The sequence below is a fragment of the Aureimonas sp. OT7 genome (assembly GCF_014844055.1).
GTDB lineage: Bacteria > Pseudomonadota > Alphaproteobacteria > Rhizobiales > Rhizobiaceae > Aureimonas > Aureimonas altamirensis_A.
The window spans coordinates 387,501-411,024 of record NZ_CP062167.1 but is presented as its reverse complement, the minus strand read 5'-3'; the positions used below and the strand labels follow the sequence as shown (position 1 = coordinate 411,024).

Sequence of the window (23,524 nt, the reverse complement as noted above, 5' to 3'; positions counted from 1 at the left end):
CGCGCCCCTTTCCTGTCTGTCGATGGGCTCAGCCCGCGAGGTCCATCAGCAGTCCCGCTGCCAGCGTCAGCCGTGCAACCGATGTTTCGCCACTGCCGACGAGTTCGCTGATTCGCTCTGCAATCCGGTCGATCTTGTCTCCCTCTTCGGCTGCCCAGGCGGCAACCGGGTCGTCGCTCTGGCCGAAGCGCGTCAGGACATCGGTGGTCAGCCTGCGCCGCGCGTTGGATATCTGGCTGCCGGCACGCTCCAGCGTCAGGGTCTCGAAATAATCCTGCGGCCGGATGCCCATGATCGCCGTCTCCAGCCGGCCGATGCGCAGCCGCTTCGTCATCTGGAAATAGGCCGACAGGACGTCATCGCCCGGCTTGCCCGTTTCACGTGAAACGCGGGCGGCGTCCGGAATCAGGCCGATCAGCGGAAGCAGCGCGACCTCGTGCGCCAGCTCCTCGGGGATATCCTTGTCCAGCAGTGCCTGCAGGCGGGCCGCATACTTGTCCCGAGCGCGGTCGCTGGCAAGCTCCAAAAGTTTCGGCTTCATGGTGGACTGCATGCGCTGCAGGGCCGCGACGGCCACCGAGGTTTCCGTTTCCGGAGGCATGTTGCGGACCAGCCATGCGGTCACGATCTGGAGGGTCAGCGCCACGGTCCGATACAGCTCGTTCTGGACGGAGCCGGGCAACTGGTTGTCCTGCGCATCGATCCGGGAGATCAACGCGGCCATGTCGAGCCCGTCATAGGCGACGACGAAGGCGCGCGTCACCTGTGCCGACGTGGCGCCCGTCGCGTCGCTCATCGCCGTCGGGAAGCACGGCCCAAGGCGATTGGCGAGTGCGTTGGCGAGATCGGTTGCGATGATCTCGCGGCGTAGCCGGTGGCTCTGGATGTCGCCCCGATGGCCGTCACGCATGGCAGGCGGGAAATAGGCGAACAGCCTTGCCTCCAGGTAGGGATCGTCCGGCAGGGGGCTGGCGATCAGCTGGTCGAAGAGATCGATCTTCGCATAGGCCAGCAGGACGGCCAGCTCGGGCCGCGTCAGCCCACGACCGGCCGCCTTGAAGTCGGCCAGCTCGCGGTCGTTCGGCAGATACTCCACCGCCCTGTCCAGCCGCTTCTCGCCTTCCAGGCGCGATATGAGGCGGCCCTGGAGCGGCAACCTGTCGGCCCCGGCGATCTGCTCGAGGGACAAAGCGAGCGTCTGCTCGTAATTGTTGGCCAGAACGAGGTCCGCCACATCCGGCGTCATGCGCGCCAGCAACGCATTGCGGTCCGGTCGCGCAAGGCGACCTTCCGCCATGGCGCTCTTCAGCGCGATCTTGATGTTCACCTCGACGTCAGAGGTATTCACGCCCGCGGAATTGTCGATGGCGTCGGTGTTGATGCGGCCGCCGCGCAGGGCGTATTCGATACGGCCGCGCTGGGTGACGCCGAGATTGGCCCCTTCGCCCACGACGGCGGCGCGTACCTCGCGCCCCGCGATGCGGACGCTGTCATTGGCCTTGTCTCCGACATCCGCGGCGGTTTCCGCATCGGCGCGGATATAGGTGCCGATGCCGCCGAACCACAGGAGGTCCACGGGCGCCCTGAGAATGGCGGAGATGACCTCCGAGGGCGTGCCGGTGCGCTTGTCCCAGCCGATGGCTTCGGCGGCCGCCTCGGACAGGGTTATGCGCTTTTCACGCCGCGAGAAGACACCGCCGCCCTCTGAAATCAGGCTGCGATCGTAATCGGCCCAGCTCGAGCGCGGTTTCTGAAACAGCCGCTGCCGTTCGGCAAAGGATGTGGGGGCGTCGGGCGAGGGGTCGATGAAGATATCGCGATGGTCGAATGCGGCTATGAGCCGTGTCGCCGGCGACAGGAGCATGCCGTTGCCGAACACGTCGCCCGACATGTCGCCGCAGCCCGCCGCCGTGAAGGGCGTCGTCTGGATATCGTGATCCATCTCCCGGAAATGGCGCTTCACGGCCTCCCAGGCGCCGCGCGCCGTGATGCCCATTGCCTTGTGGTCGTAGCCGGCCGACCCGCCGGAGGCGAAGGCGTCGTCCAGCCAGAACCCGTCGGCCATGGCGATGGCGTTGGCCGTATCGGAGAATGTCGCCGTTCCCTTGTCGGCGGCGACCACGAAATAGGGGTCCTGCGCATCGTGGCGGACAAGGTTGGCCGGGGTGACGGTTCCTTCGGGCGTGACTGTATCGGTGACCGACAGCAGGGAGGCGATGAAGACCACATAGGCCGACCGGCCGGCCTCGAACCAGGCTTCGCGGTGGGCGGGATCGGGCAGTCTCTTGGGGTAGAACCCGCCTTTCGCGCCGACGGGCACGATCACGGCATTCTTGACCTGCTGCGCCTTCACCAGGCCCAGCACCTCGGTGCGGTAGTCCTGGCTGCGATCCGACCAGCGCAGCCCGCCGCGCGCCACCTTGCCGAAGCGCAGATGGACGCCTTCGACACGTGCGTCGAATACGAAGATCTCGGCGAAAGGCACGGGCTGCGGCAGCCCCTCGATCCGGTGCGGATCGAACTTGAAGGCCAGGGCCGGCGCGACATGGCCGGGCGCCGAGTCGGAAGCGGCCGAGACGTCCGTGACGCTGAAGTAATTGGTCCGAAGCGTCGCCAGCACGATGGTGACGAAGCGCTGCAGCACGCGGTCGTCTTCGAGCGAATCGACCTTGTCGAGGGCAGTACGCAGATCGGCGAGGATGGCCCCGCATCCGCGCTGGCTGGCGGCCTTGGCAAGGAGGTCGCCTTCCGGCTCGGCGCTGTCGGGTACGCGTGGCAGCGACGGATCGAAGCTGCGGGCGAAGAGATCGAACAGCAGCGCAGCGATCCGGGGATAGCGCACCAGCGTATCGGCGATGAACTCCTGCGAGAAGGGCAGGCCGGTCTGGCGCATGTAGCGGGCATAGGCCCGCAGCACGTTGGCCTGCCGCCATTCCAGCCCGGCTTCGAGAACCAGCCGGTTGAAGCCGTCGTTTTCGATGCGTCCGTCCGAGACCGCCTGGAACAGGGACTCGAGCGCCAGACCGCCATCGAGAAGTTCGATCGTGCCGCCATTGCGGCGGGTCAGGTCCATGTCGTGGATATGGACCAGGAGGCCGTCTGGCCGGTGCACGGTGAAGCTGCGCTCGGACAGGGCCGAAAGGCCCATATTGTCCAGGACGGGTACGCGCGTGGAGAGGGGCAGCGTGTCGCCGAGCGTATAGAGCTTGAGCCGGACGATATGGTCGGCATCGCCGTCCAGACGGTAGAAATCGATCGTGAAGGGCGACGCCTCGGACAGGGCTGCGATGCGGGTGAGGTCGCGCGCGGCATCCTCAGCCGATGTCACCTCGCGATACCCGTCCGGCAGCGCGGCCAGGAGCATCCGGTAGTCGCCCGCCCGGCCCGTGCTGGCCAGGGCCGTCTCGACATCGGCGGCCCAGTCCCGGGAGAGCTGGGCGATCTCGGCTTCCAGAGCTTCCACATCGGGGCGCGGGATGACGCCTTCCCGGCCCGAGCGGCCGATGATGAAGTGGACGGAGGTCAGCGGACCGTCCGAGATCGAGGGATAGAAGGCGGAGACGTGGCCCTCATAGGCCTGTGCCAGCAACTGGCCCACCGCTTCGCGCAGACGGGTATCGTAGCGCTGGCGCGGCAGGAAGACGATGGCCGAAACGAACCGGTCGAACGGATCGATGCGCGGCAGCAGACGGACGCGCGGGCGCTCGCCCAGCTCCATCATGATGCCGACGAAGGTTTCCAGCGTGTCCACGTCGATCTGGAACAGCTCGTCGCGCGGATAGGTCTCCAGGATGTTCAGGAGCGCCCGGGCCGAATGGGATTGCGGGCGGAAGTCGAAGCGCCTGATGACGCGCTCGGCCTTCTGCCGGATAAACGGAATGGTCCGGATCGACTGGGTGTAGGCGCTGGACGTGAACAGACCCACGATTCGCATTTCGCCGACGATGCGTCCGTCCCCATCGAACTCCTTGACCCCGACATAGTCCATGTACACGCGGCGGTGGACCAGCGATCGCGTATTGGCCTTGGCGACCAGGAGCGGGTTCGCTTCGTCCAGAAACGCGTGCATTTCCGGGCTCGTCACCTGGGCCGTGCGTTCCTTTCGCAGGACCCGCACGTCCCTGTCCCGAAGGATGCCCAACTCCGACCCCTCGACGCGGGACATGGTTTCACCTTCCGCATCGCGGTGATAGGTGAACTCACGAATGCCGAAGAAGCTGAAATTGTTGTCGAGCAGCCATTCCAGCAGCCTGACGGCCTCCTCGGCGGTCGCCTTGTCTTCCTGGTTGTCGATCCGGTCTGCCCGCGCCTGCAGTTCCGCGGCCGCGTGGCGCACGCGGGCCAGCATCGCATCGAAATCGCTGTTGACGACGAGCACCTGGTTCAGGATCGTCTCGAGCCGGGCCTTGAGCCCGCTGATGGATTCGACCTCCAGCGGAATTTCCAGCGCGAACTGGATCAGGCTGACGCGGGAATCCAGGTCGCTCGCCGCTTCCGGCCGCGATGCCTCGAACGAGACGATCCGGCCATCGCCATCGCGGTGAATGTCCAGGATCGGATGCGAGATGTAGTGGATCGCCGGAACGGAATCCGCCACTTCGGCGACGGCACTGTCGAAGAGGAACGGCCGGTCGTCGTTGACCAGTGTGATCAGGAGCAGCTTGCGCCCGTCGAGAACGAACCCGTCCGGCTGTTCGGTGACCACGAGCGGCCTGCCGGAGCGATGCGCGTCGAGCGCGGCGAAGGCCCGTTCCGCGGATATGGCAAGGGCCTTGGCCGAAAAGGCACTGAGATCCTCTGCCGGCGGACGCGCCAGCAGCATCGGAACCAGCCGTCTGGCGGGCCCATCCGGAGCCTCTCTCAGGACATCCTCGATTATCCGGGCCTTCTGGGAAGTGATCATAGGTCGTTTCCGGTCATTCGTATTATTGTTTCTTCGAGAGAATTCCCATGAACGTTATGGGAATCAGCTGTTTGGGGCGGCACATACGGCGCGCGCCGGCTAATGTCCACCGGGCTGCAAGGCCATTGCCCTCGGCGGGGTTTTCGGTCAGGCTCGCGCGCATGGAAAAACAGCATCCGGAAGACGAGCGCCGGCGCCAGTCCGACGCTATCCTGACCCGTGTCCGGCAGGAGACAGAGCCGCAGACCGGGGCCGGCATCGAGCGCATCGTGCTCGATGCGCGACGGCATTTCGGCGCGGCCGACGCAGACCAGTCCGACAGGATGGAGGTGCTGGGAACGCGCATCGGCCGGCTGGCCGGTCTGGCATTCTTCCTGTTTCTCGCGGGGTCCCTCATCATCACCTATCTCATCCCGTAACACGTCCATATGGCGCTCCGTTCGAATCCCGAAAGCTCCGGAACCGATAAAGCTGCGGTCATCGCCGTCTCCAGCCATGTCGTCCGCGGCACCGTCGGAAACCGGGCGATCGTGTTCGCGCTCGAATCGCTCGGGCATCCCGTATGGTCGGTTCCGACCGTGACATTGCCGTGGCACCCCGGCCACGGCCACGCGACCCGGCTGGTGCCCGGGCCACAGGAATTCTCGGCCTTTGTCGAGGATCTTTGCAACTCGCCCAAGCTTGGCGAGATCGGTGCCGTGGTGACGGGCTACTTCGGCGCGCCGGGCCAGGTCGAGGACATGGCGCGCCTGGTGCAGGCGGTGAAGGCGCGAAGTCCGGATGCGCTCTTCGTCTGCGATCCGGTGCTGGGCGATGGCGGACAGGGCGGTGGCCGGCTCTATCAACCGCCCGAAACACTTGAGGCCATCCGCGAACTGCTCATTCCGCTCGCCGACATCGCGACGCCCAACCGCTTCGAGCTTCAGTTCCTGACGGGGCTGGAACTGAATACGAACCAGCACCTGATCGAGGCGGCGGCCACATTGGGGCCGCGCCTGGTGCTCGTCACCTCCGCTTTCGCGCTCCTGCGCGGGGGGATCGCCAACCTCCTGGTGGACGGATTCTCTGCGACGCTGGCCGAACACCGGCATATCGACGGGGCGCCCAGCGGCACGGGCGACCTGACGGCCGCCGTCTTCCTTGCCCGGCTGCTCGGCGGTGCGTCTCCCGAAAAGGCACTTCAGTCCACCACCGCGGCGGTGTACGAAATCCTTGCCCGTACGACGAAACGGGGCGCCGACGAGCTGACGCTGGAAACCGACGCCGATGCGCTGCGCTCGCCGCTCGCGATGGTCCAGATGCGGCGCCTGGCCGGTGCGGGCGGTCGCCGCGCCTGAAAGCGGACTGTTGTGCTTGGGCCTAAAATGCAGGTAGACGAAACCCGACGCCATGCAGGGAGCAGCACCTTCCATGTCACTTCTGCCGGGACACCTCCTGGACGGCTATCGCCAGTTCATCGAAGGCCGCTATCTTCAGGAAACGCAGCGCTACCGCTCTCTCGCGAGGGACGGGCAGGCGCCCGAGACGCTGGTCATCGCCTGCTGCGACTCGCGCGCGGCGCCCGAAACCATCTTCGGATCGGCGCCCGGCGAACTGTTCGTGGTGCGCAACGTCGCCAACCTCGTGCCGCCCTACACGCCGGACGGCGAGTTTCACGGCACTTCCGCAGCGCTGGAGTTTGCGGTCCAGGCGCTCAAGGTCAAGCACATCGTCGTCATGGGGCATGGCCGCTGCGGCGGCATCAATGCGGCGCTCCACCCTGGCTCCAAGCCGTTGTCGCCCGGTGACTTCATCGGCAAGTGGATGAGCCTCATCGAGCCGTTGGCGCAGGGCGTGGCCGGCAACGAGATGCTGACCGACAGCGAGAAACAGACCGCGCTGGAGCGCATTTCCATTCGCATGTCGCTTGCCAACCTGCGTACCTTCCCGTGCGTCTCCATCCTGGAAGGCAAGGGGCGGCTGTCGCTGCATGGCGCATGGTTCGATATTTCCACCGGGGAATTATGGGCAATGGACGCCCAGACCGGCGATTTTCAGCGGCCGCTGGTGGATGTCGACCCTGAGCCGGTCGCGGCCGAACGGCCCTGAGTGTATCTTTTGTGGCGGCCGGGCAACAAAATACCGATCGTCGATCCGGGTTTGGGGTGTCCGCCCCTTGCGAAGCCCGCTAAAAAATTATCTTGAAGGGTTGACGCAAGGCTTATGTCAAGGTCAGGCCATGTCTGGTCGGCCGGACGCGATAGAGAGGGATCGGCGTATGACGCAATGGATCAAGATGGGTGCCGCTACTCTGGCTCTGGCGATGCTGGCCGGCTGCACGCAGACGGCCGGGCCTTCGCTCGGCGGCGGCTATGGCCAGCCGGCCCCGTTGACGCCTGCGCCGACCGGACAAGTCTATTCCAACCAGCTTCCGCCGCCTCCCGCGCCTCCGGCGCCGGCGGCCGGTACGCTGCCAACCGACGCTTCGGCCACGCCGGGCGCAGCTCCGGCCCAGTCGGCCTCCACCGCGCCCGTGACGCGGGAAGGGCTGGTCGGTGCCTGGCGCGTTTCGGCGGGCGGCGGCAACTGCCAGATCTTCATGGCGCTGACGCAGTGGACGGGCGGTTATCGCGCTGCATCCCGCGGCTGCCCCGGCCAGGTTGCCGATATTTCCGCATGGGACGTGTCCGGCAGCCAGGTCGTGCTGAAGGACAACCAGGGCGGCACCGTCGCGACGCTCAACAATACGGGCGGTACGCGCTTCGAGGGCACCACCTCCGGCGGAACGCAGATCAGCCTTTATCGCTGACGCGAACCCGCGGGGCGTCGCCTTGCGCGACGCCCGCATGAGCCGCGAGGGCAGATGCCGCAGAATGTCGGATACGGGGTACCGGGCAGCGAGCGCGGTCCGGTCAGGACCGAGCTCGAGCGCCGCATCCGCGACGCGACCATAACGCCGGACGACATCCAGCGTCGCCTTGCCGACAGGCTCGACGTGCTCGCGCGGGCGATCAAGAGCCGCGCCCTGTCGTCCAAGAAGAGCGCGCTGGGCTGGCTTTTCGGGCGCAGCCGCCCGGAGCCGGTCAAGGGTCTGTACATTTACGGGCAGGTTGGCCGTGGCAAGTCCATGATGATGGACATGTTCTACGACACCTTGTCCGGTATGCCGAAACGCCGGGTGCACTTCCACGCCTTCATGTCGGAGGTGCAGGATCGCATCAAGGCGCACCGGCAATCCGTCAAGGACGGCTTGGCGAAGGGGGACGATCCGATCCCGCCGGTCGCGGAGGCGATCGCCCGCGAAGCGCAGCTCCTGTGCTTCGACGAGTTCACCGTAACCGACATTGCCGACGCCATGATCCTCGCCCGGCTGTTCACGGCGCTCTTTAACGCCGGCGTCATCCTCGTGGCGACGTCCAACGTCACACCCGACGATCTGTACCGGGACGGGCTCAATCGCAGCCTCTTCCTTCCGTTCATCGACATCCTGAAGCGCAATGCCGAAATGTTCGAGCTGGATGCACCGCAGGATTACCGCATGACCAAGCTGGGCGGGGACGAGCTTTACGTCACGCCTCTCGGGCTCGAGGCCGATAAGGCCATCGACGCCATATGGACGCGCATCCTGGCCGGGACGCCGGAACGCGCAACCTCCCTGTCAGTGACCGGCCGCACGATCGATGTTCCGAGGGCCGGCAACCGCGCCGCCCGGTTTTCCTTCGCCGACCTAATGGAACGCCCTCTCGGTCCGCGTGACTACCTGGAAATGGCGGATAACTTCGATACGATCGTCATCGAGGGCGTGCCGCGCCTGACACGGTCCGAGCGCAACGCGGCCAAGCGGTTCATCATCCTGGTCGACGCCTTCTACGATGCCGGCAAGGATGTCGTCCTGTCGGCGGCAGTCCCGGCGGAAGATCTGTACGAGGCGAAGGGCGGAACGGAAGCCTTCGAGTTCGCGCGGACGGTCTCGCGCCTGACCGAGATGCGTTCGGAAGATTATCGCGCGCATGCCGGCGCGGCGGCCAGGCGCAGAATGGCCCCCTGAGGCGTCCCGCATCGCAAAAATCTTTCAGGACGGTCGTCATGTGCCAGCATGTTACCCCGCCAAGGAAATTCGATTTACGTTTACGTAAACCCCACTTCTTCTAAACGGTTGAATGCATTGAGATGCAGGCCTCGGCGATTGTGTTTGACGTCGCATACGTCTATTGCGTCCGGCACACGGGCGGTATCGGGCCCGCTGCATCACCGGCAGGGACAAGGGAAACATGGCACGTTCTAAGATCGCTCTTATCGGCTCCGGCATGATCGGTGGCACGCTGGCTCACCTGGCGGGCCTCAAGGAACTGGGCGACATCGTCCTATTCGACATCGCCGAGGGGATCCCGCAGGGCAAGGCACTCGATATCGCTGAATCCTCCCCGGTCGAGGGTTTCGACGCCCGCCTGTCCGGCGCCAACGACTATGCCGCCATCGAGGGCGCGGACGTCTGCATCGTAACGGCCGGCGTGGCCCGCAAGCCCGGCATGAGCCGTGACGACCTCCTTGGAATCAACCTCAAGGTGATGGAGCAGGTGGGCGCGGGCATCGCGAAGTATGCGCCGAACGCCTTCGTCATCTGCATCACCAACCCGCTCGACGCTATGGTGTGGGCGCTGCAGAAGTTTTCGGGGCTGCCCAAGGCGAAGGTCGTCGGGATGGCCGGCGTGCTCGATTCGGCACGCTTCCGCCACTTCCTGGCCGAAGAGTTCAAGGTTTCGGTGGAAGACGTCACCGCGTTCGTGCTGGGCGGCCATGGCGACACCATGGTGCCGCTGACGCGCTACTCCACCGTTGCGGGCATTCCGCTGACGGACCTCGTCAAGATGGGCTGGCTGACGGCCGAGCGCCTGGAAGAGATCGTCCAGCGTACGCGCGACGGCGGCGCCGAGATCGTCGGTCTGCTCAAGACGGGTTCGGCCTATTATGCGCCGGCCGCGTCGGCCATCGTGATGGCCGAGAGCTATCTGAAGGACAAGAAGCGCGTGCTGCCGGCGGCTGCGGCGCTCAAGGGCGAGTACGGCCAGAACGACCTGTATGTCGGCGTGCCCGTCGTCATCGGCGCCGAGGGCGTCGAGCGGATCATCGAGATCGAGTTGAATGGCGACGAAAAGACCGCCTTCGAAAAGTCGGTCGGCTCCGTGAAGGGGCTGATGGAAGCCTGCCAGGCCATCGCGCCGAACCTCAAGTAAAGATATTGCCGCCGCCCGCACCGGGCGGCGGTTTTTCCATTCGTTGCGCCGCCAGGCGAAACACGAGGACCATCGTCAATGAACATCCACGAATATCAGGCCAAGCAGGTTCTCAAGGGCTTCGGCGCGCCCGTCGCCGAGGGCGTGGTCATAACGGAGGCCTCCCAGGCGGAGGCCGCGGCCCGCCAGCTGCCTGGCCCGCTCTACGTCGTGAAAAGCCAGATCCATGCAGGTGGACGCGGTAAGGGCAAGTTCAAGGAACTCGGCACCGAGGCCAAGGGCGGCGTGCGGCTGGCCAAGTCCGTCGAGGACGTCGTCGCCAACGTCAACGAGATGCTCGGCAATACGCTGGTGACGGCGCAGACGGGCGACGCCGGCAAGCAGGTCAACCGCCTGTACATCGAAGACGGCGCCGACATCGACCGCGAGCTCTATCTGTCGCTGCTCGTCGACCGCTCGGTCGGCCGCGTCGCCTTCGTCGTCTCCACGGAAGGCGGCATGGACATCGAGGCGGTGGCGCACGATACGCCCGAAAAGATCATCACCGTCGCCATCGACCCGGCCACGGGCGTAACGGCCGAGGATGCCGCCCGCATCAGCGATGCCTACGGGCTGGAAGGCGCCGCGCGCACCGACGGTGAAACGCTGTTCCCGGCGCTGTACAACGCCTTCGTCGAGAAGGACATGTCCCTGCTGGAGGTGAACCCGCTGATCGTCATGACCGACGGGCATCTGCGCGTCCTCGACGCCAAGGTGTCCTTCGACGGCAATGCGTTGTTCCGTCACGACGACATCCGCGAACTGCGTGACACGACCGAGGAAGACGCCAAGGAGATCGAGGCCTCGAAATACGATCTCGCCTATGTCGCCCTGGATGGCGATATCGGCTGCATGGTCAACGGCGCCGGCCTCGCAATGGCAACGATGGACATCATCAAGCTGTACGGCAAGGAGCCGGCCAACTTCCTCGATGTCGGTGGTGGCGCCAGCAAGGAGAAGGTGACGGCGGCCTTCAAGATCATCACCGCCGATCCCAACGTGAAGGGCATCCTCGTCAACATCTTCGGTGGCATCATGCGGTGCGACATCATCGCCGAAGGCGTGGTCGCGGCCGTCAAGGAAGTGGGGCTGCAGGTTCCGCTCGTCGTGCGGCTCGAAGGTACCAATGTCGAGCTGGGCAAGAAGATCCTGAACGAATCGGGCCTTGCCATCACCGCAGCAGACGATCTGGACGACGCCGCCCAGAAGATCGTCGCGGCTGTCGCCTGAACCAGCCCATCGACCCCTCCGGAGTTCGAAAGAAACACGATGTCCATTCTCGTCAACAAGAGCACCAAGGTCCTCGTCCAGGGCCTTACCGGCAAGACCGGCACGTTCCATACGGAACAGGCCCTTGCCTATTACGGCACCCAGATGGTGGCCGGCATCCATCCCAAGAAGGGCGGGGAGACCTGGCACGGCTCGAAGGGCGAGGAACTGCCCATCTTCGCCAGCGTTGCCGAAGCGCGCGAGCGCACCGGCGCCGATGCCTCCGTCATCTACGTGCCGCCTGCCGGTGCGGCCGACGCGATCATCGAGGCGATCGAGGCTGAAGTTCCCTTCATCGTCTGCATCACGGAGGGCATCCCCGTCCTCGACATGGTGCGCGTGAAGGCGCGCCTGGAAAAGTCGAAGTCGCGGCTGCTCGGACCCAACTGCCCGGGCGTCCTGACGCCCGAGGAATGCAAGATCGGCATCATGCCGGGCTCCATCTTCCGCAAGGGCAATGTCGGAATCGTCTCGCGCTCCGGCACGTTGACCTACGAGGCCGTCTTCCAGACCTCCAACGAGGGCCTGGGTCAGACGACGGCGGTGGGCATCGGCGGCGATCCGGTCAAGGGCACCGAGTTCATCGACGTGCTGGAGATGTTCCTGGCCGACGAGGCGACCCATTCGATCATCATGATCGGCGAAATCGGCGGTGCTGCCGAGGAAGACGCAGCCCAGTTCCTGGCCGACGAGGCGAAGAAGGGCCGCAAGAAGCCGATGGTCGGGTTCATCGCCGGCCGTACGGCGCCCAAGGGCCGCACCATGGGCCATGCCGGCGCGGTGGTTTCCGGCGGCAAGGGTGACGCCGAATCCAAGATCGCGGCCATGGAGGCAGCGGGCATCCGCGTGTCGCCTTCTCCGGCCCGCCTCGGCAAGACGCTTGTCGAAGTGTTGAAGGGCTGAAACGCAAAGCCCCTCAAAATCGCCGGCCGAAGACCTATCTTCGGCCGGAATGTTCAGCATAACCGGCGTGGCGGCGGCTACGCCGGCGTCAGCGTGAAAAGAGGGTCATGACGGCCCTTCAGCGCAATACAATCTGGGAGACGGCGCACCAGGCATGCGCCGCGAAGACGAGATGGCACGCAATCCGGCGAACGAAACCTTCGCGCTCACCTCCTTCCTGTATGGCGGCAACGCCGACTATATCGAGGAGCTCTACGCCGCTTACGAAGAAAACCCTGCCTCGGTCGACGAGGAATGGCGCTCCTTCTTCGGCGAGTTGAAGGACGACAAGGCGACGGTTCGCAAGAATGCGGAAGGCGCCTCGTGGGCACGGCGCAACTGGCCGATCGCGGCGAACGGCGATCTCGTGTCGGCGCTGGACGGCAATTGGGGCCAGGCCGAAATCCGCGTCGAGAAGAAGGTCCGCGAAAAGGCCAAGGCCGACGGCGTCGAGCTTTCGGACGGGCAGGTCAGCCAGGCGACGCGCGATTCGGTGCGCGCGCTGATGCTCATCCGCGCGTTCCGCGTTCGTGGCCATCTGCACGCCAAGCTCGACCCGCTGGGGCTTGCCCAGCCGGAGGACGATTACAACGAGCTGTCGCCCGAGGCCTACGGGTTCACGGCGGCCGACATGGATCGCAAGATCTACATCGACAACGTGCTCGGCCTCGAATTCGCGACGGTGCGCGAGATCGTCGACATCCTGTCGCGCACCTACTGCTCCACCATCGGCATCGAGTTCATGCACATTTCCAACCCGGCCGAAAAGGCCTGGTTGCAGGAGCGTATCGAAGGGCCCGACAAGGGCGTGGAGTTTACGCGCGAGGGCAAGCGCGCCATCCTCAACAAGCTGATCGAATCCGAAGGGTTCGAGAAGTTCCTGGACGTCAGGTTCAAGGGGACCAAGCGCTTCGGTCTCGATGGCGGCGAATCGCTGATCCCCGCTCTGGAACAGATCATCAAGCGCGGCGGCCAGCTTGGCCTCAAGGAAATCGTGCTCGGCATGGCCCACCGCGGCCGTCTGAACGTCCTGTCCCAGGTGATGGCCAAGCCGCACCGCGCCATCTTCCACGAATTCAAGGGCGGTTCGTACGCCCCGGACGACGTTGAGGGCTCCGGCGACGTCAAGTACCATCTCGGCGCTTCGTCGGACCGCGAGTTCGACAGCAACAAGGTTCACCTGTCGCTGACGGCCAACCCGTCGCATCTGGAGATCGTCAATCCGGTCGTCCTCGGCAAGGCGCGCGCCAAGCAGGACCAGCTCGGTGGCGGGCGCACGCGCACCGAGGTCGTGCCGGCCGAAGTGCGCAACCAGGTTCTGCCGCTGCTGATCCACGGCGACGCCGCCTTTGCCGGGCAGGGCGTTGTCGCGGAGTGCTTCGGCCTGTCGGGCCTCAAGGGGCACCGGGTCGGCGGCTCGATCCACGTGATCATCAACAACCAGATCGGCTTCACCACCAATCCGCGCTTCTCGCGGTCGTCGCCCTATCCATCGGACGTCGCGAAGATCGTCGAGGCGCCGATCTTCCACGTCAATGGCGACGATCCGGAGGCGGTCGTCTACGCGGCCAAGGTTGCGACCGAATTCCGCATGACCTTCCACAAGCCGGTGGTCATCGACATGTTCTGCTATCGCCGCTTCGGTCACAACGAGGGCGACGAGCCGGGCTTCACGCAGCCCATCATGTATCGCCAGATCCGCAACCATCCGACGACGCTTGAAATCTATTCGCGCAAGCTCATCGACGAGGGCGTGATCTCCCAGGAGGAGGTCGACGCGCGCAAGGCAGAGTGGCGCAGCCAGCTCGATTCCGAGTTCGAGGCCGGACAGGGCTACAAGCCCAACAAGGCCGACTGGCTCGACGGTGCCTGGGCGGGCCTGCGCCGCGCCGAAAGCAACGATGAGCCACGCAGCGGCACCACCGCATTGCCCATCAAGACGCTCAAGGAGATCGGCAAGCGCCTGACCGAGGTGCCGGCGGACTTCCAGGTCCACCGCACCATCCAGCGCTTCCTGGACAACCGCGCGAAATCCATCGAGACGGGCGAGGGAATCGATTGGGCCACGGGCGAGGCACTGGCGTTCGGCAGCCTCGTCGCCGAGGGGCATCCGGTCCGCCTGTCCGGGCAGGACTCCGAGCGCGGCACGTTCAGCCAGCGTCATTCGGTGCTGTACGACCAGGACAGCGAAAACCGCTATATCCCGTTGCAGAACATCGCCAAGGGCCAGGCGGTCTACGAGGTCATCAACTCGATGCTCTCGGAAGAGGCGGTCCTCGGCTTCGAGTACGGGTACTCGCTGGCCGAGCCGAATGCGCTGACGCTGTGGGAAGCGCAGTTCGGTGACTTCGTCAACGGCGCGCAGGTGGTGATCGACCAGTTCATTTCGTCCGGCGAGGCCAAGTGGCTGCGCATGTCGGGACTGGTCATGCTGCTGCCGCACGGCTATGAGGGCCAGGGTCCGGAGCATTCCTCGGCCAGGCTGGAGCGCTTCCTGCAGCAATGCGCGCAGGACAACATGCAGGTGGCCAACGTCACCACGCCGGCCAACTACTTCCATATCCTGCGCCGGCAGATGAAGCGCGACTTCCGCAAGCCGCTCATCCTGATGACCCCCAAGTCCCTGCTGCGTCACAAGCGGGCAGTATCGTCGCTGGCCGATTTTTCGGGTGAGTCGAGCTTCCATCGCCTGCTGCACGACGACGCGCAGCGGGGTATCGGCGATATTTCGCTGGTCAAGGATTCCAAGATCCGCCGGGTCGTCCTGTGCTCCGGCAAGGTCTATTACGACCTTCTCGAAGAGCGCGAGAAGCGCGGCATCGACGACATATACCTGTTGCGCGTCGAGCAGCTCTATCCGTTCCCGGCCAAGGCCCTGATCAACGAATTGTCGCGCTTCAAGCAGGCCGAGATCGTCTGGTGCCAGGAAGAGCCCAAGAACATGGGCGCCTGGAGCTTCATCGACCCCTACCTGGAATGGGTCCTCGACAGGATCGGCACCGATAAGCGCCGCGCGCGCTACACCGGCCGTCAGGCCGCGGCATCGCCGGCGGCGGGCACCATGTCGAAGCATATTGAGCAGCTCGAGGCCTTCCTCGAGGATGCACTCGGCAACGGCGATCCGGCCGGCCGCAACTGAACCGATCAAGTCAATCCGGAAGAGAAGACGAAGCGTCCATGAGCACCGAAATCAAAGTTCCGACCCTTGGCGAAAGCGTGACGGAAGCCACGATCGGCCAGTGGTTCAAGAAGGCGGGCGACCGGGTTGAGCAGGACGAGACCATCGCCGAGCTCGAAACCGACAAGGTCACCGTCGAAGTGCCGGCTCCGTCGGCCGGTATCCTGCAGGAGATCGTCGTCCAGGAAGGCGAGACCGTCGCGGTGGGCGCGCTGATCGGCGTCATCGGCGAAGGTGACGGCGCGGGCGCTGCCGCGCCGGCCAGGGCGTCGAGCAAGCCGGCCGAGACGATCGAGAAGGCACCGAAGGAAGGCGCGGAGGACGGCTCCGATACCACGCTGCCGAATCCCAGCCATGGCGATGCCATGCCCGCGGCCCCCTCGGCGCAGAAGATGATGGCCGACAAGGGTATCGCGGCGGCCGACGTCCAGGGTTCGGGCAAGCGCGGCCAGGTCTTGAAGGGCGATGTGCTGGATGCCCTCGCGAAGGGCTCCTCGGCCCCCGTCGCCGCAGCACCCGTCGCGGCGCGCGCGCCCTCCGGCGAGGCGGATGCCGCCCGCGAGGAACGGGTGAAGATGACCCGCCTGCGGCAGACGATCGCGCGGCGCCTGAAGGATGCACAGAACACGGCAGCCATGCTGACGACCTTCAACGAGGTCGACATGACGGCGGTCATGGAACTGCGCAAGAAGTACAAGGACCTCTTCGAGAAGAAGCACGGCGTGAAGCTGGGCTTTATGGGCTTCTTCACCAAGGCCGTCTGCCATGCGCTGAAGGAAATCCCGGCCGTGAACGCCGAGATCGACGGCACCGACCTCATCTACAAGAACTTCGCCCATATCGGCGTGGCGGTCGGCACCGACAAGGGCCTCGTCGTGCCGGTCGTGCGGAATGCCGACCAGATGGGCGTTGCCGAGATCGAGAAGGAGATCGGCCGGCTGGGCATTGCGGCCCGTGACGGCAAGCTGTCGGTTTCCGACATGCAGGGTGGCACCTTCACCATCTCCAACGGCGGTGTCTACGGGTCTTTGATGTCGACGCCGATCCTGAATGCGCCGCAGTCGGGCATTCTCGGAATGCACAAGATCCAGGAACGGCCGATGGCGATCGGCGGCAAGGTGGAAATCCGGCCGATGATGTATCTGGCGCTGTCCTACGATCACCGCATCGTGGACGGCAAGGAGGCCGTTACCTTCCTCGTGCGCGTCAAGGACTCGCTGGAGGATCCGGAACGCCTCGTCCTCGACCTCTGATCGGCGCGGCATCATGGTCGTGCGTGTCATGGTTGTTACGGGCGGATCGCGGGGCATCGGCGCCGCGGTCGCCCTCAAGGCCGCCGGGGCCGGTTACGCGGTGCTGGTCAATTATGCCGGCAACGCGGAGGCGGCCGGCTCGGTCGTCGAGCGAATCCGCCAGGCGGGCGGGACGGCGGACAGCGTCAGGGGCGACGTGGGCAGCGAAGCCGACGTCGAGGCCATCTTTGCCGCGGCCGACGCCATGGGCCCGCTTTCGGCCCTCATCAACAATGCCGGCGTCTTCGACCAGCCCAGCCTTCTCGCCGACATGACCGCCGACCGGCTGGAGCGCACGTTCCGTATCAATATCCTCGGCAGTTTCCTGTGCGCCCGGGCAGCCGCCCGGCGCATGGCGCGGTCGCGGGGCGGACAGGGCGGGTCGATCGTCAACCTCACATCGGCAGCCGCCAAGCTGGGTGCCGGCGGCGAGAATATCGACTATGCCGCCAGCAAGGGCGCGATCGACACCTTCACCATCGGCCTTGCACGTGAGCTTGCAGCCGACGGCGTCCGCGTGACGGCTGTTCGTCCGGGCATCATCGATACGGAGATTCACGCTTCCGGCGGTCGCCCCGACCGGGTGGCGCAGATGACCCCGAACCTGCCGATGCGCCGGCCCGGCACGGCCGACGAGGTGGCGGAAGCGATCCTGTGGCTCGTGTCCGATTCGGCGTCCTATTCCACCGGGACCATTCTGGACGTCAGCGGCGGACGGGCCATACTTCCCTGAAGATCGACCGCCCCGAACGGGTCGGCAAGGAGTTGCGGACATGACCGAGCTTCCCCTGACATCAGAGCTTCTCGTGCTCGGCTTCTCGGTCGTGCTGCTGTTCGTGCATATCCTGTTGCAGGGGCGTCTGGCGACGCGCGAGCGTGGGCTGGAATGGAACGCCGGCCCGCGTGACGGTGAGTCGAAGCCATTGGGGCCCAAGGCCGGGCGTGCCGAACGCGCCCTGCGCAATTATCTGGAAACCTGGCCCGCCTTCATCGCGCTTGCGCTGGGCCTCGCCGTCACCGCCCGCAGCGGCGGCGTCGCGGCGTTTGGCGCGTGGCTGTGGTTTGTCGCCCGCCTCGTCTATCTGCCACTTTACATCTACGGAATTCCCTATCTTCGCAGCCTCGCCTTCGTAGCGTCCTGTGTCGGGCTGTTCCTCATGCTCATTCGCTTCCTCTGAACATCGGACTGGACTTTCCATTATGGCTGAAACTTTCGATCTCGTGGTGATCGGTTCCGGGCCCGGCGGCTATGTCTGCGCCATCAAGGCCGCACAGCTGGGCCTCAAGGTCGCTGTCGTCGAAAAGCGCGCTACCTATGGCGGCACGTGCCTCAATGTCGGCTGCATTCCCTCCAAGGCGCTCCTGCATGCGTCGGAAATGTTCGCCGAGGCGCAGCATTCCTTCGGCGCGCTGGGCGTCGTCGTGGACCCGAAGCTCGACCTCGGTGCCATGCTGACGCACAAGGACAAGACCGTTAAGTCCAATGTCGACGGCATCGCCTTCCTGTTCAAGAAGAACAAGATCACCGGCTATATCGGTACCGGGCGTATCGTTTCCCCGAGCGAGGTTTCTGTCACCAGGGAAGACGGCACGGCGGAAACGCTGCAGACGAAGTCGATCGTCATCGCCACCGGTTCGGAAGTGGCGGGTATCCCGGGCGTCGACTTGTCCTTCGACGGCAAGGTGGTCGTGACATCGGACGACGCCATCGCACTGCCCCAGGTCCCCGGCACGATGATCGTCGTCGGCGGTGGCGTCATTGGCCTGGAACTCGGTTCGGTCTGGTCGCGCCTCGGCGCCAAGGTCACCGTTGTCGAGTATCTCGACAAGATCCTCGGCTCCATGGATGCGGAAGCCTCCTCAACCCTGCAGAAGCTGCTGGCCAAGCAGGGGCTGGAATTCAACCTCGGCTCGAAGGTCACCGGCGTTTCGGCCGAGGGCGGCAAGGGCCGGGTGACGTTCGAGCCGGTCGGTGGCGGCGATGCCGTAACGCTGGAGGCCGATGTCGTGCTGGTGTCCACGGGACGCCGTCCCTACACGGCCGGCCTTGGCCTGGAAGAGGTAGGCGTCGCGCTCGACAAGGCGGGGCGCGTCGAGATCGACGGGCACTATGCCACCAGCGTCAAGGGCATCTATGCGATCGGCGACGTAGTGAAGGGACCGATGCTGGCCCACAAGGCCGAGGATGAGGGCGTTGCCCTGGCCGAAATCCTTGCCGGCCAGGCCGGCCACGTGAACTACGGTGTCATTCCCTCGGTGGTCTACACCGCGCCGGAAGTTGCCTCCGTCGGCAAGACCGAGGAAGAGCTCAAGGCAGCCGGGGTGGAGTATCGCGTCGGCAAGTTTCCTTTCACCGCCAATGGCCGGGCGCGCGCCATGCTGCATACGGATGGCCTGGTGAAGGTCCTCGCCGACAAGGCGACCGACAAGGTGCTGGGTGTCCACATCGTCGGCTACGGGGCGGGCGAGCTGATCGCCGAGGCGGCCGTCCTGATGGAGTTCGGTGGATCGTCCGAGGATCTGGCACGCACCTGCCATGCGCACCCGACCATGTCGGAAGCCGTGCGCGAAGCTGCCTTCGCAACCTTCGCCAAGCCGATCCACATGTAAGGATCGATACGCAGTCCATGCGGACAGGGCCCGGTCGCCATCGTGCGGCCGGGCCCTGTCATGTGATGCTTAAGTCAGTCCAGGCGCTCCACGGTCCAGCCGTCCTGGCGAAACAGTTCGACAAGGCCCTCCGCGCCGATCAGGTGCTGGGCGCCGACGGCCACGAAGGCCCCGCCCTCGGCCAATATCGGTTCCGCGCGCTGACGCATGAGGTGGTTTCGCTGGCGCACGATGCGCTCGTCGAATGCCTGCCAGATTTCGGCCGAGCGTCCCGAATTCTCGCTCGTGGGCGCGATTTCCTCCAGCGCCGGCACGATGGTGGCAATCTCGCCGCGCAGGTAGATCGCCGTCATCGTCTCAAACAGGTCGTCCATGCGGTCGCGGTTCTGCAGAACCGATAGCAGCATGTCGGCCTGGTCCCGCATCGGCATGGAGGCCAGGGCCTCCAGTTGCTCCGCCCCCGATTCGAGCCCCAGCACCGACTTGCCGGCATCCTTTGCCCTGTGGGCGAGATCCAGATCCAGAATCGTTGCCCCGTCGGCGATCCGTCGCTGTTCGCAGGCCGGCATCAGCAGGCCGGTCGCAAGGAACCATGGCTGCATCGTGCGCACCGTCGCCGCGGGCATGCCGGACGCTTCCAGGCCGTCCCGTACAAGGGCGGCGTCGCTGCCCGAAAAAAGATCCGACAGGGTCTGGCCATCCGGAAGGTTCATCAGGTCGGGCCGTGACAGAATCAGGGCCGCCATCTTCCGGTCATCGAGAAGATCGGTGGTTTCGATCACCACCGTCGTCGCCGTATCGAAGGCCTCCCTGGCGGCGGCCGGCATGGCCAGCACGCGCGGGTCCGTAACGTGCAGCGTGCCGAACAGAAAGTTCGCCGGGGTATCGACGCGGGTCAGCCTGTACAGGACTCCCTCGCCATTGGCCTGTTCCGCCGCTGCCGCGGCGACCGCATCGCGCTGGGCGGCCGAGAATTCGGCGGTCAGATCGCGCCCGGCCGGGCATTCGTCGGCGGCAACGGCGAGCCCCGATGCCGCCAGCAGGCTCGCGACGAACGCTATGGTGCGGATGCGGCGCAAGCCGGCGCTAGGCTTCCGGGGAGGGAACATTGCGGGATTTCCGGGCACGGGGGTGGGCGGCCGCATGCGCGGCCATGAGGCGGGCGGAGTCCACGCCTGTATAGGCCTGGGTCGTCGAAAGAGAGGCATGCCCCAACAAGTCCTGGATGGTGCGCAGGTCGCCGCCCCCGGCCAGGAGGTGGGTTGCGAAGGAGTGGCGCAGGGCATGCGGTGTCGCCGAATCGGGCAGGCCGATCAGTCCGCGCAGCCGCTGCATTTCGGCCTGGATGATCTGTGGACGCAGCGGCCCGCCGCGCGCGCCACGAAAAAGTGGCCCGGATGCGTCGAGATGCCAGGGGCATGACGTACGATAGGCCTCGACCGCCTGATGCACGGCCGGCAACAGTGGAACCAGCCTTTCCCGCCCGCCCTTTCCGACGACCAGCATGGATCTGGCGCTGCTGTCGGTCAGGCTGTCTCCCGGCAGGCCGAGCGCCTCCGAGATCCGGAGGCCGCAGCCATAGAGCAGCGTCAGCACGGCCACGTTGCGGGCGGATATCCACGGCTGTGTCGCCATGGCGCCGGCCTCGTCCGTCACGGTCACGGCATCGGCCGGGCTCAGCGGTCGCGGAAGGCGGCGTGGCAGCCGGGGCGTCCGCGCGGTGCGCACCGAGGCGCTGGATGCCTGTCCGTCACGCTCCAGGAAGCGGATGAACGAGCGCACTCCGGCAAGCCCGCGCGCTAGGGTCCGGGCCCCGGCCCCGTCGGTTTTCCGCGATGCCAGGAAACCGCGGATGTCCGCTTGCGGCAGATCGGCAAGGTCGGCCATGCGCGCCGGACGTCCGTGGTGACGCGTCAGGAATACCAGGAGTTGGCGCACATCCCGCTCGTAAGCCTCCACCGTATTCGGGCTAACGCCTCGCTGCCCTTCCAGCCGCTTCAGCCAGTCCGCTTTGCGGTCCAAAAGGCCCGGCTCGGCATGGGTCAGGATCTCGCCGGTCATGCTTTTCATCCTCAAGCGTTCCCGTGCCAGCATCCGGACAAAAGGTTTCGCATTTTTGAAGGCCGGGGTGGAACGGAAGCGCCGCGACACCATCTTTCGCAACGAACGCCGCGACCCGCAGCGACAAGAAGGGAGACACCGCATGAAACGCCACGCAACCGCGATCTGGAACGGGGCCCTTGCCGATGGAAAGGGCGCGTTGACGACCCAATCCGGCGCGCTCGACAATCATGGCTACTCGTTCAAGGCCCGATTCGAGGATGAGAGCGGAAAGTCCGGCACCAACCCCGAAGAGCTCCTCGCCGCAGCGCATGCCGGCTGCTTCGCGATGCAACTGTCGCACTTCCTGGCCGAAAACGGTACTCCGGCCGACGAGTTGAAGGCACGGTCCGTCGTCAGCGTCGAGCAGGCTGCCGGTGGCTTCGAGGTCAGGTCTTCGGCGATCACGCTCGAAGGCAAGGTTCCCGGTATCGACGATTCGACGTTCCAGGAGCTGGCCACCAAGGCCAAGGAAAACTGCCCCATCTCCAAGGCGCTGGGCGCCATCGAGGTGACGCTGGATGCCAAACTGGTCTGATCAGCCGGATCGCCGTTTGCGCCCGTAAAGCTCCAGGCGGTGGAAGACGATCTCATATCCGAGGCGCTGCGCGATCTCTTCCTGCAGCGCCTCGATTCGTTCGGAGTGGAACTCGACCACCTCGCCGGTATCCATGTCGATCAGATGGTCATGGTGCTCGGCCGCGGCATGCTCGAAGCGGGAAGGCCCGCCTTCGAAGGCGTGGCGGTGAATCGCACCCTTTTCCTCAAGCAGTTTCATGGTCCGATAGACAGTGGACAGCGAGATCGCCGGGTCGATGGCAACCGCGCGCCGGTAGATTTCCAGTGCATCCGGATGGTCGCCATGCCCGCCGACGATGGACAGGATCACCTTGCGCGGGCGCGTGATGCGCACGCCCGCTTCCCGCAGGATCGCCTCGTAGGCGCGGCTCTTGTCAGTTTGCGACGCACTCATGCCGATTCTCATACTGGTTTCGAATTGCGATGTGAATTGTGATGCGCCGCCTCTCGTGGTGATTCCGGCTCTACCCCGCCGATTCTACCGGGATTCGCGTTTCCTGGCGGGGGCGGGTTGGGCCTCGATCGGTTGGATGACAGGACGGTGACCACGGGGGCGCTCGCCATCGCGTTGAAAAGACTGGTCGTTTTTAGAATTTTTCCGAACGGTCCATTTTCCGTGTTGACGTTGGAAGCTGAGTAGTCCTATAAGCCGGCCATCGAGACGGCGGCGGCGCCGGGCCGGGCTAGCTGGTTCAGGGAACTGGATAGGTTAGTTTGGAAGCATGGCTGGATTGGCTTGGTTAAGCCTAGTTGATCCGGCTGGGTTTTTGCGCTTTGGCCGTTGGTTTTGGGTTTTAAGAGAGTTGCGATGAGTGGCTTTCGCGGTTTGGCCTTATGGCTTGACTGAGGCGGTTGACGATTGTTGACCGGGTTCTTTGAGAATTGAAGATTGAGAAGAAAGAGAGACGTGGACGGCGGTTGTCTGCGAGGGGACTTTGGCCTGGTATTCCTTTGTCAGGTTGGAGTAGCCCCGAGAGATGACTGACGGTTACGTTTCGCAAGATGAGAGCCTTTGGGGTTTTTGCCCTGAGGGAAAATACTCTCGTCGATGCTTTGAGACAGTGACTTAGTCGGGAACACTCTTATCAAACCTGAGAGTTTGATCCTGGCTCAGAACGAACGCTGGCGGCAGGCTTAACACATGCAAGTCGAACGCACCTTTCGGGGTGAGTGGCAGACGGGTGAGTAACGCGTGGGAATCTACCCTTCTCTACGGGATAGCTCCGGGAAACTGGAATTAATACCGTATACGTCCTGAGGGAGAAAGATTTATCGGGGAAGGATGAGCCCGCGTTGGATTAGCTAGTTGGTGGGGTAAAGGCCTACCAAGGCGACGATCCATAGCTGGTCTAAGAGGATGATCAGCCACATTGGGACTGAGACACGGCCCAAACTCCTA

Annotated in this window: 18 protein-coding genes and 1 rRNA gene (1 of these 19 running past the window's edge); 15 read left to right on the top strand and 4 right to left on the bottom strand. The window is 64.9% G+C overall.

The window, feature by feature from the left end; translation table 11 throughout:
* Window positions 1–28 precede the first annotated feature (28 nt).
* Entirely contained in the window at window positions 29–4,903 is a 4,875-nt protein-coding gene (locus tag IGS74_RS01960) for an NAD-glutamate dehydrogenase (protein ID WP_192388935.1), read from the bottom strand.
* A 161-nt stretch (window positions 4,904–5,064) separates the two neighbouring features.
* Here IGS74_RS01960 and IGS74_RS01955 point away from each other — a divergent pair, with 161 nt between their 5' ends.
* The 13 genes from IGS74_RS01955 (at window position 5,065) to lpdA (ending at window position 19,446) form a co-directional block, all read left to right on the top strand.
* Entirely contained in the window at window positions 5,065–5,322 is a 258-nt protein-coding gene (locus tag IGS74_RS01955; protein WP_039194946.1) for a hypothetical protein, read from the top strand.
* Window positions 5,323–5,331: 9 nt separating this feature from the next.
* Window positions 5,332–6,240, top strand: a complete 909-nt coding sequence (gene pdxY, locus IGS74_RS01950; RefSeq protein WP_192388933.1) for a pyridoxal kinase PdxY — start codon at window positions 5,332–5,334, stop codon at window positions 6,238–6,240.
* 73 nt (window positions 6,241–6,313) lie between these two features.
* The gene (locus IGS74_RS01945) at window positions 6,314–6,991 is read left to right on the top strand and encodes a carbonic anhydrase (protein ID WP_192388931.1); all 678 of its coding nucleotides are present in this window, start codon (window positions 6,314–6,316) and stop codon (window positions 6,989–6,991) included.
* Window positions 6,992–7,160: 169 nt separating this feature from the next.
* The gene (locus IGS74_RS01940; RefSeq protein ID WP_192388929.1) at window positions 7,161–7,691 is read left to right on the top strand and encodes a protease inhibitor Inh/omp19 family protein; all 531 of its coding nucleotides are present in this window, start codon (window positions 7,161–7,163) and stop codon (window positions 7,689–7,691) included.
* Between the two features lie 54 nt (window positions 7,692–7,745).
* Window positions 7,746–8,930 carry a cell division protein ZapE gene (gene zapE / locus IGS74_RS01935; RefSeq protein ID WP_192388927.1) on the top strand — a complete coding sequence of 395 codons (1,185 nt, stop codon included), beginning with the start codon at window positions 7,746–7,748 and terminating at the stop codon, window positions 8,928–8,930.
* A gap of 223 nt (window positions 8,931–9,153) precedes the next feature.
* On the top strand, window positions 9,154–10,116 hold the full coding sequence (gene mdh / locus IGS74_RS01930) for a malate dehydrogenase (protein WP_039194941.1): 963 nt from the start codon (window positions 9,154–9,156) through the stop codon (window positions 10,114–10,116).
* Window positions 10,117–10,194: 78 nt separating this feature from the next.
* Window positions 10,195–11,385, top strand: a complete 1,191-nt coding sequence (sucC, locus tag IGS74_RS01925) for an ADP-forming succinate--CoA ligase subunit beta (RefSeq protein ID WP_192388925.1) — start codon at window positions 10,195–10,197, stop codon at window positions 11,383–11,385.
* A gap of 39 nt (window positions 11,386–11,424) precedes the next feature.
* The gene (gene sucD, locus IGS74_RS01920; RefSeq protein ID WP_192388923.1) at window positions 11,425–12,327 is read left to right on the top strand and encodes a succinate--CoA ligase subunit alpha; all 903 of its coding nucleotides are present in this window, start codon (window positions 11,425–11,427) and stop codon (window positions 12,325–12,327) included.
* Between the two features lie 154 nt (window positions 12,328–12,481).
* Window positions 12,482–15,505: a 2-oxoglutarate dehydrogenase E1 component gene (locus IGS74_RS01915; protein WP_245283071.1), complete on the top strand. Its 3,024-nt coding sequence runs from the start codon at window positions 12,482–12,484 to the stop codon at window positions 15,503–15,505.
* A gap of 38 nt (window positions 15,506–15,543) precedes the next feature.
* Complete coding sequence (gene odhB, locus IGS74_RS01910; RefSeq protein ID WP_192388921.1) at window positions 15,544–16,797, top strand: 2-oxoglutarate dehydrogenase complex dihydrolipoyllysine-residue succinyltransferase; 1,254 nt, start codon at window positions 15,544–15,546, stop codon at window positions 16,795–16,797.
* A gap of 13 nt (window positions 16,798–16,810) precedes the next feature.
* Window positions 16,811–17,569: an SDR family oxidoreductase gene (locus IGS74_RS01905; RefSeq protein ID WP_192388919.1), complete on the top strand. Its 759-nt coding sequence runs from the start codon at window positions 16,811–16,813 to the stop codon at window positions 17,567–17,569.
* A gap of 40 nt (window positions 17,570–17,609) precedes the next feature.
* A complete protein-coding gene (locus tag IGS74_RS01900) occupies window positions 17,610–18,014 on the top strand; it encodes an MAPEG family protein (RefSeq protein WP_192388917.1) in 405 nt (134 codons plus the stop codon).
* A gap of 22 nt (window positions 18,015–18,036) precedes the next feature.
* Window positions 18,037–19,446, top strand: coding sequence for a dihydrolipoyl dehydrogenase (lpdA, locus tag IGS74_RS01895; protein ID WP_192388915.1), 1,410 nt, complete (start codon window positions 18,037–18,039; stop codon window positions 19,444–19,446).
* Window positions 19,447–19,520: 74 nt separating this feature from the next.
* Here lpdA and IGS74_RS01890 read toward each other — a convergent pair whose 3' ends face one another.
* Window positions 19,521–20,555, bottom strand: coding sequence for a TraB/GumN family protein (locus IGS74_RS01890; protein WP_192388913.1), 1,035 nt, complete (start codon window positions 20,553–20,555; stop codon window positions 19,521–19,523).
* Window positions 20,533–21,507, bottom strand: coding sequence for a tyrosine recombinase XerC (locus IGS74_RS01885; protein WP_192388902.1), 975 nt, complete (start codon window positions 21,505–21,507; stop codon window positions 20,533–20,535). Before IGS74_RS01885 ends, IGS74_RS01890 begins: the two co-directional genes overlap by 23 nt.
* A gap of 142 nt (window positions 21,508–21,649) precedes the next feature.
* Here IGS74_RS01885 and IGS74_RS01880 point away from each other — a divergent pair, with 142 nt between their 5' ends.
* The gene (locus IGS74_RS01880) at window positions 21,650–22,084 is read left to right on the top strand and encodes an OsmC family protein (protein WP_039195256.1); all 435 of its coding nucleotides are present in this window, start codon (window positions 21,650–21,652) and stop codon (window positions 22,082–22,084) included.
* Here the strand turns inward: IGS74_RS01880 and IGS74_RS01875 are convergent, their stop codons facing one another.
* Window positions 22,085–22,519 carry a Fur family transcriptional regulator gene (locus IGS74_RS01875; RefSeq protein WP_039194931.1) on the bottom strand — a complete coding sequence of 145 codons (435 nt, stop codon included), beginning with the start codon at window positions 22,517–22,519 and terminating at the stop codon, window positions 22,085–22,087.
* A gap of 693 nt (window positions 22,520–23,212) precedes the next feature.
* On the opposite strand from IGS74_RS01875, the gene IGS74_RS01870 reads away from it, so the two are divergent.
* Window positions 23,213–23,524: ribosomal RNA gene (locus IGS74_RS01870) — 16S ribosomal RNA — on the top strand (it continues 1,171 nt past the right edge of the window).

What these genes read in the sequence shown, in the direction of transcription:
- IGS74_RS01960 (WP_192388935.1), bottom strand. Translation starts at nt 4,903, where the DNA reads ATGATCACTTCCCAGAAGGCCCGGATAATCGAGGATGTCCTGAGAGAG.
- IGS74_RS01955 (WP_039194946.1), top strand. Translation starts at nt 5,065, where the DNA reads ATGGAAAAACAGCATCCGGAAGACGAGCGCCGGCGCCAGTCCGACGCT.
- pdxY (WP_192388933.1), top strand. Translation starts at nt 5,332, where the DNA reads ATGGCGCTCCGTTCGAATCCCGAAAGCTCCGGAACCGATAAAGCTGCG.
- IGS74_RS01945 (WP_192388931.1), top strand. Translation starts at nt 6,314, where the DNA reads ATGTCACTTCTGCCGGGACACCTCCTGGACGGCTATCGCCAGTTCATC.
- IGS74_RS01940 (WP_192388929.1), top strand. Translation starts at nt 7,161, where the DNA reads ATGACGCAATGGATCAAGATGGGTGCCGCTACTCTGGCTCTGGCGATG.
- zapE (WP_192388927.1), top strand. Translation starts at nt 7,746, where the DNA reads ATGCCGCAGAATGTCGGATACGGGGTACCGGGCAGCGAGCGCGGTCCG.
- mdh (WP_039194941.1), top strand. Translation starts at nt 9,154, where the DNA reads ATGGCACGTTCTAAGATCGCTCTTATCGGCTCCGGCATGATCGGTGGC.
- sucC (WP_192388925.1), top strand. Translation starts at nt 10,195, where the DNA reads ATGAACATCCACGAATATCAGGCCAAGCAGGTTCTCAAGGGCTTCGGC.
- sucD (WP_192388923.1), top strand. Translation starts at nt 11,425, where the DNA reads ATGTCCATTCTCGTCAACAAGAGCACCAAGGTCCTCGTCCAGGGCCTT.
- IGS74_RS01915 (WP_245283071.1), top strand. Translation starts at nt 12,482, where the DNA reads ATGCGCCGCGAAGACGAGATGGCACGCAATCCGGCGAACGAAACCTTC.
- odhB (WP_192388921.1), top strand. Translation starts at nt 15,544, where the DNA reads ATGAGCACCGAAATCAAAGTTCCGACCCTTGGCGAAAGCGTGACGGAA.
- IGS74_RS01905 (WP_192388919.1), top strand. Translation starts at nt 16,811, where the DNA reads ATGGTCGTGCGTGTCATGGTTGTTACGGGCGGATCGCGGGGCATCGGC.
- IGS74_RS01900 (WP_192388917.1), top strand. Translation starts at nt 17,610, where the DNA reads ATGACCGAGCTTCCCCTGACATCAGAGCTTCTCGTGCTCGGCTTCTCG.
- lpdA (WP_192388915.1), top strand. Translation starts at nt 18,037, where the DNA reads ATGGCTGAAACTTTCGATCTCGTGGTGATCGGTTCCGGGCCCGGCGGC.
- IGS74_RS01890 (WP_192388913.1), bottom strand. Translation starts at nt 20,555, where the DNA reads ATGTTCCCTCCCCGGAAGCCTAGCGCCGGCTTGCGCCGCATCCGCACC.
- IGS74_RS01885 (WP_192388902.1), bottom strand. Translation starts at nt 21,507, where the DNA reads ATGACCGGCGAGATCCTGACCCATGCCGAGCCGGGCCTTTTGGACCGC.
- IGS74_RS01880 (WP_039195256.1), top strand. Translation starts at nt 21,650, where the DNA reads ATGAAACGCCACGCAACCGCGATCTGGAACGGGGCCCTTGCCGATGGA.
- IGS74_RS01875 (WP_039194931.1), bottom strand. Translation starts at nt 22,519, where the DNA reads ATGAGTGCGTCGCAAACTGACAAGAGCCGCGCCTACGAGGCGATCCTG.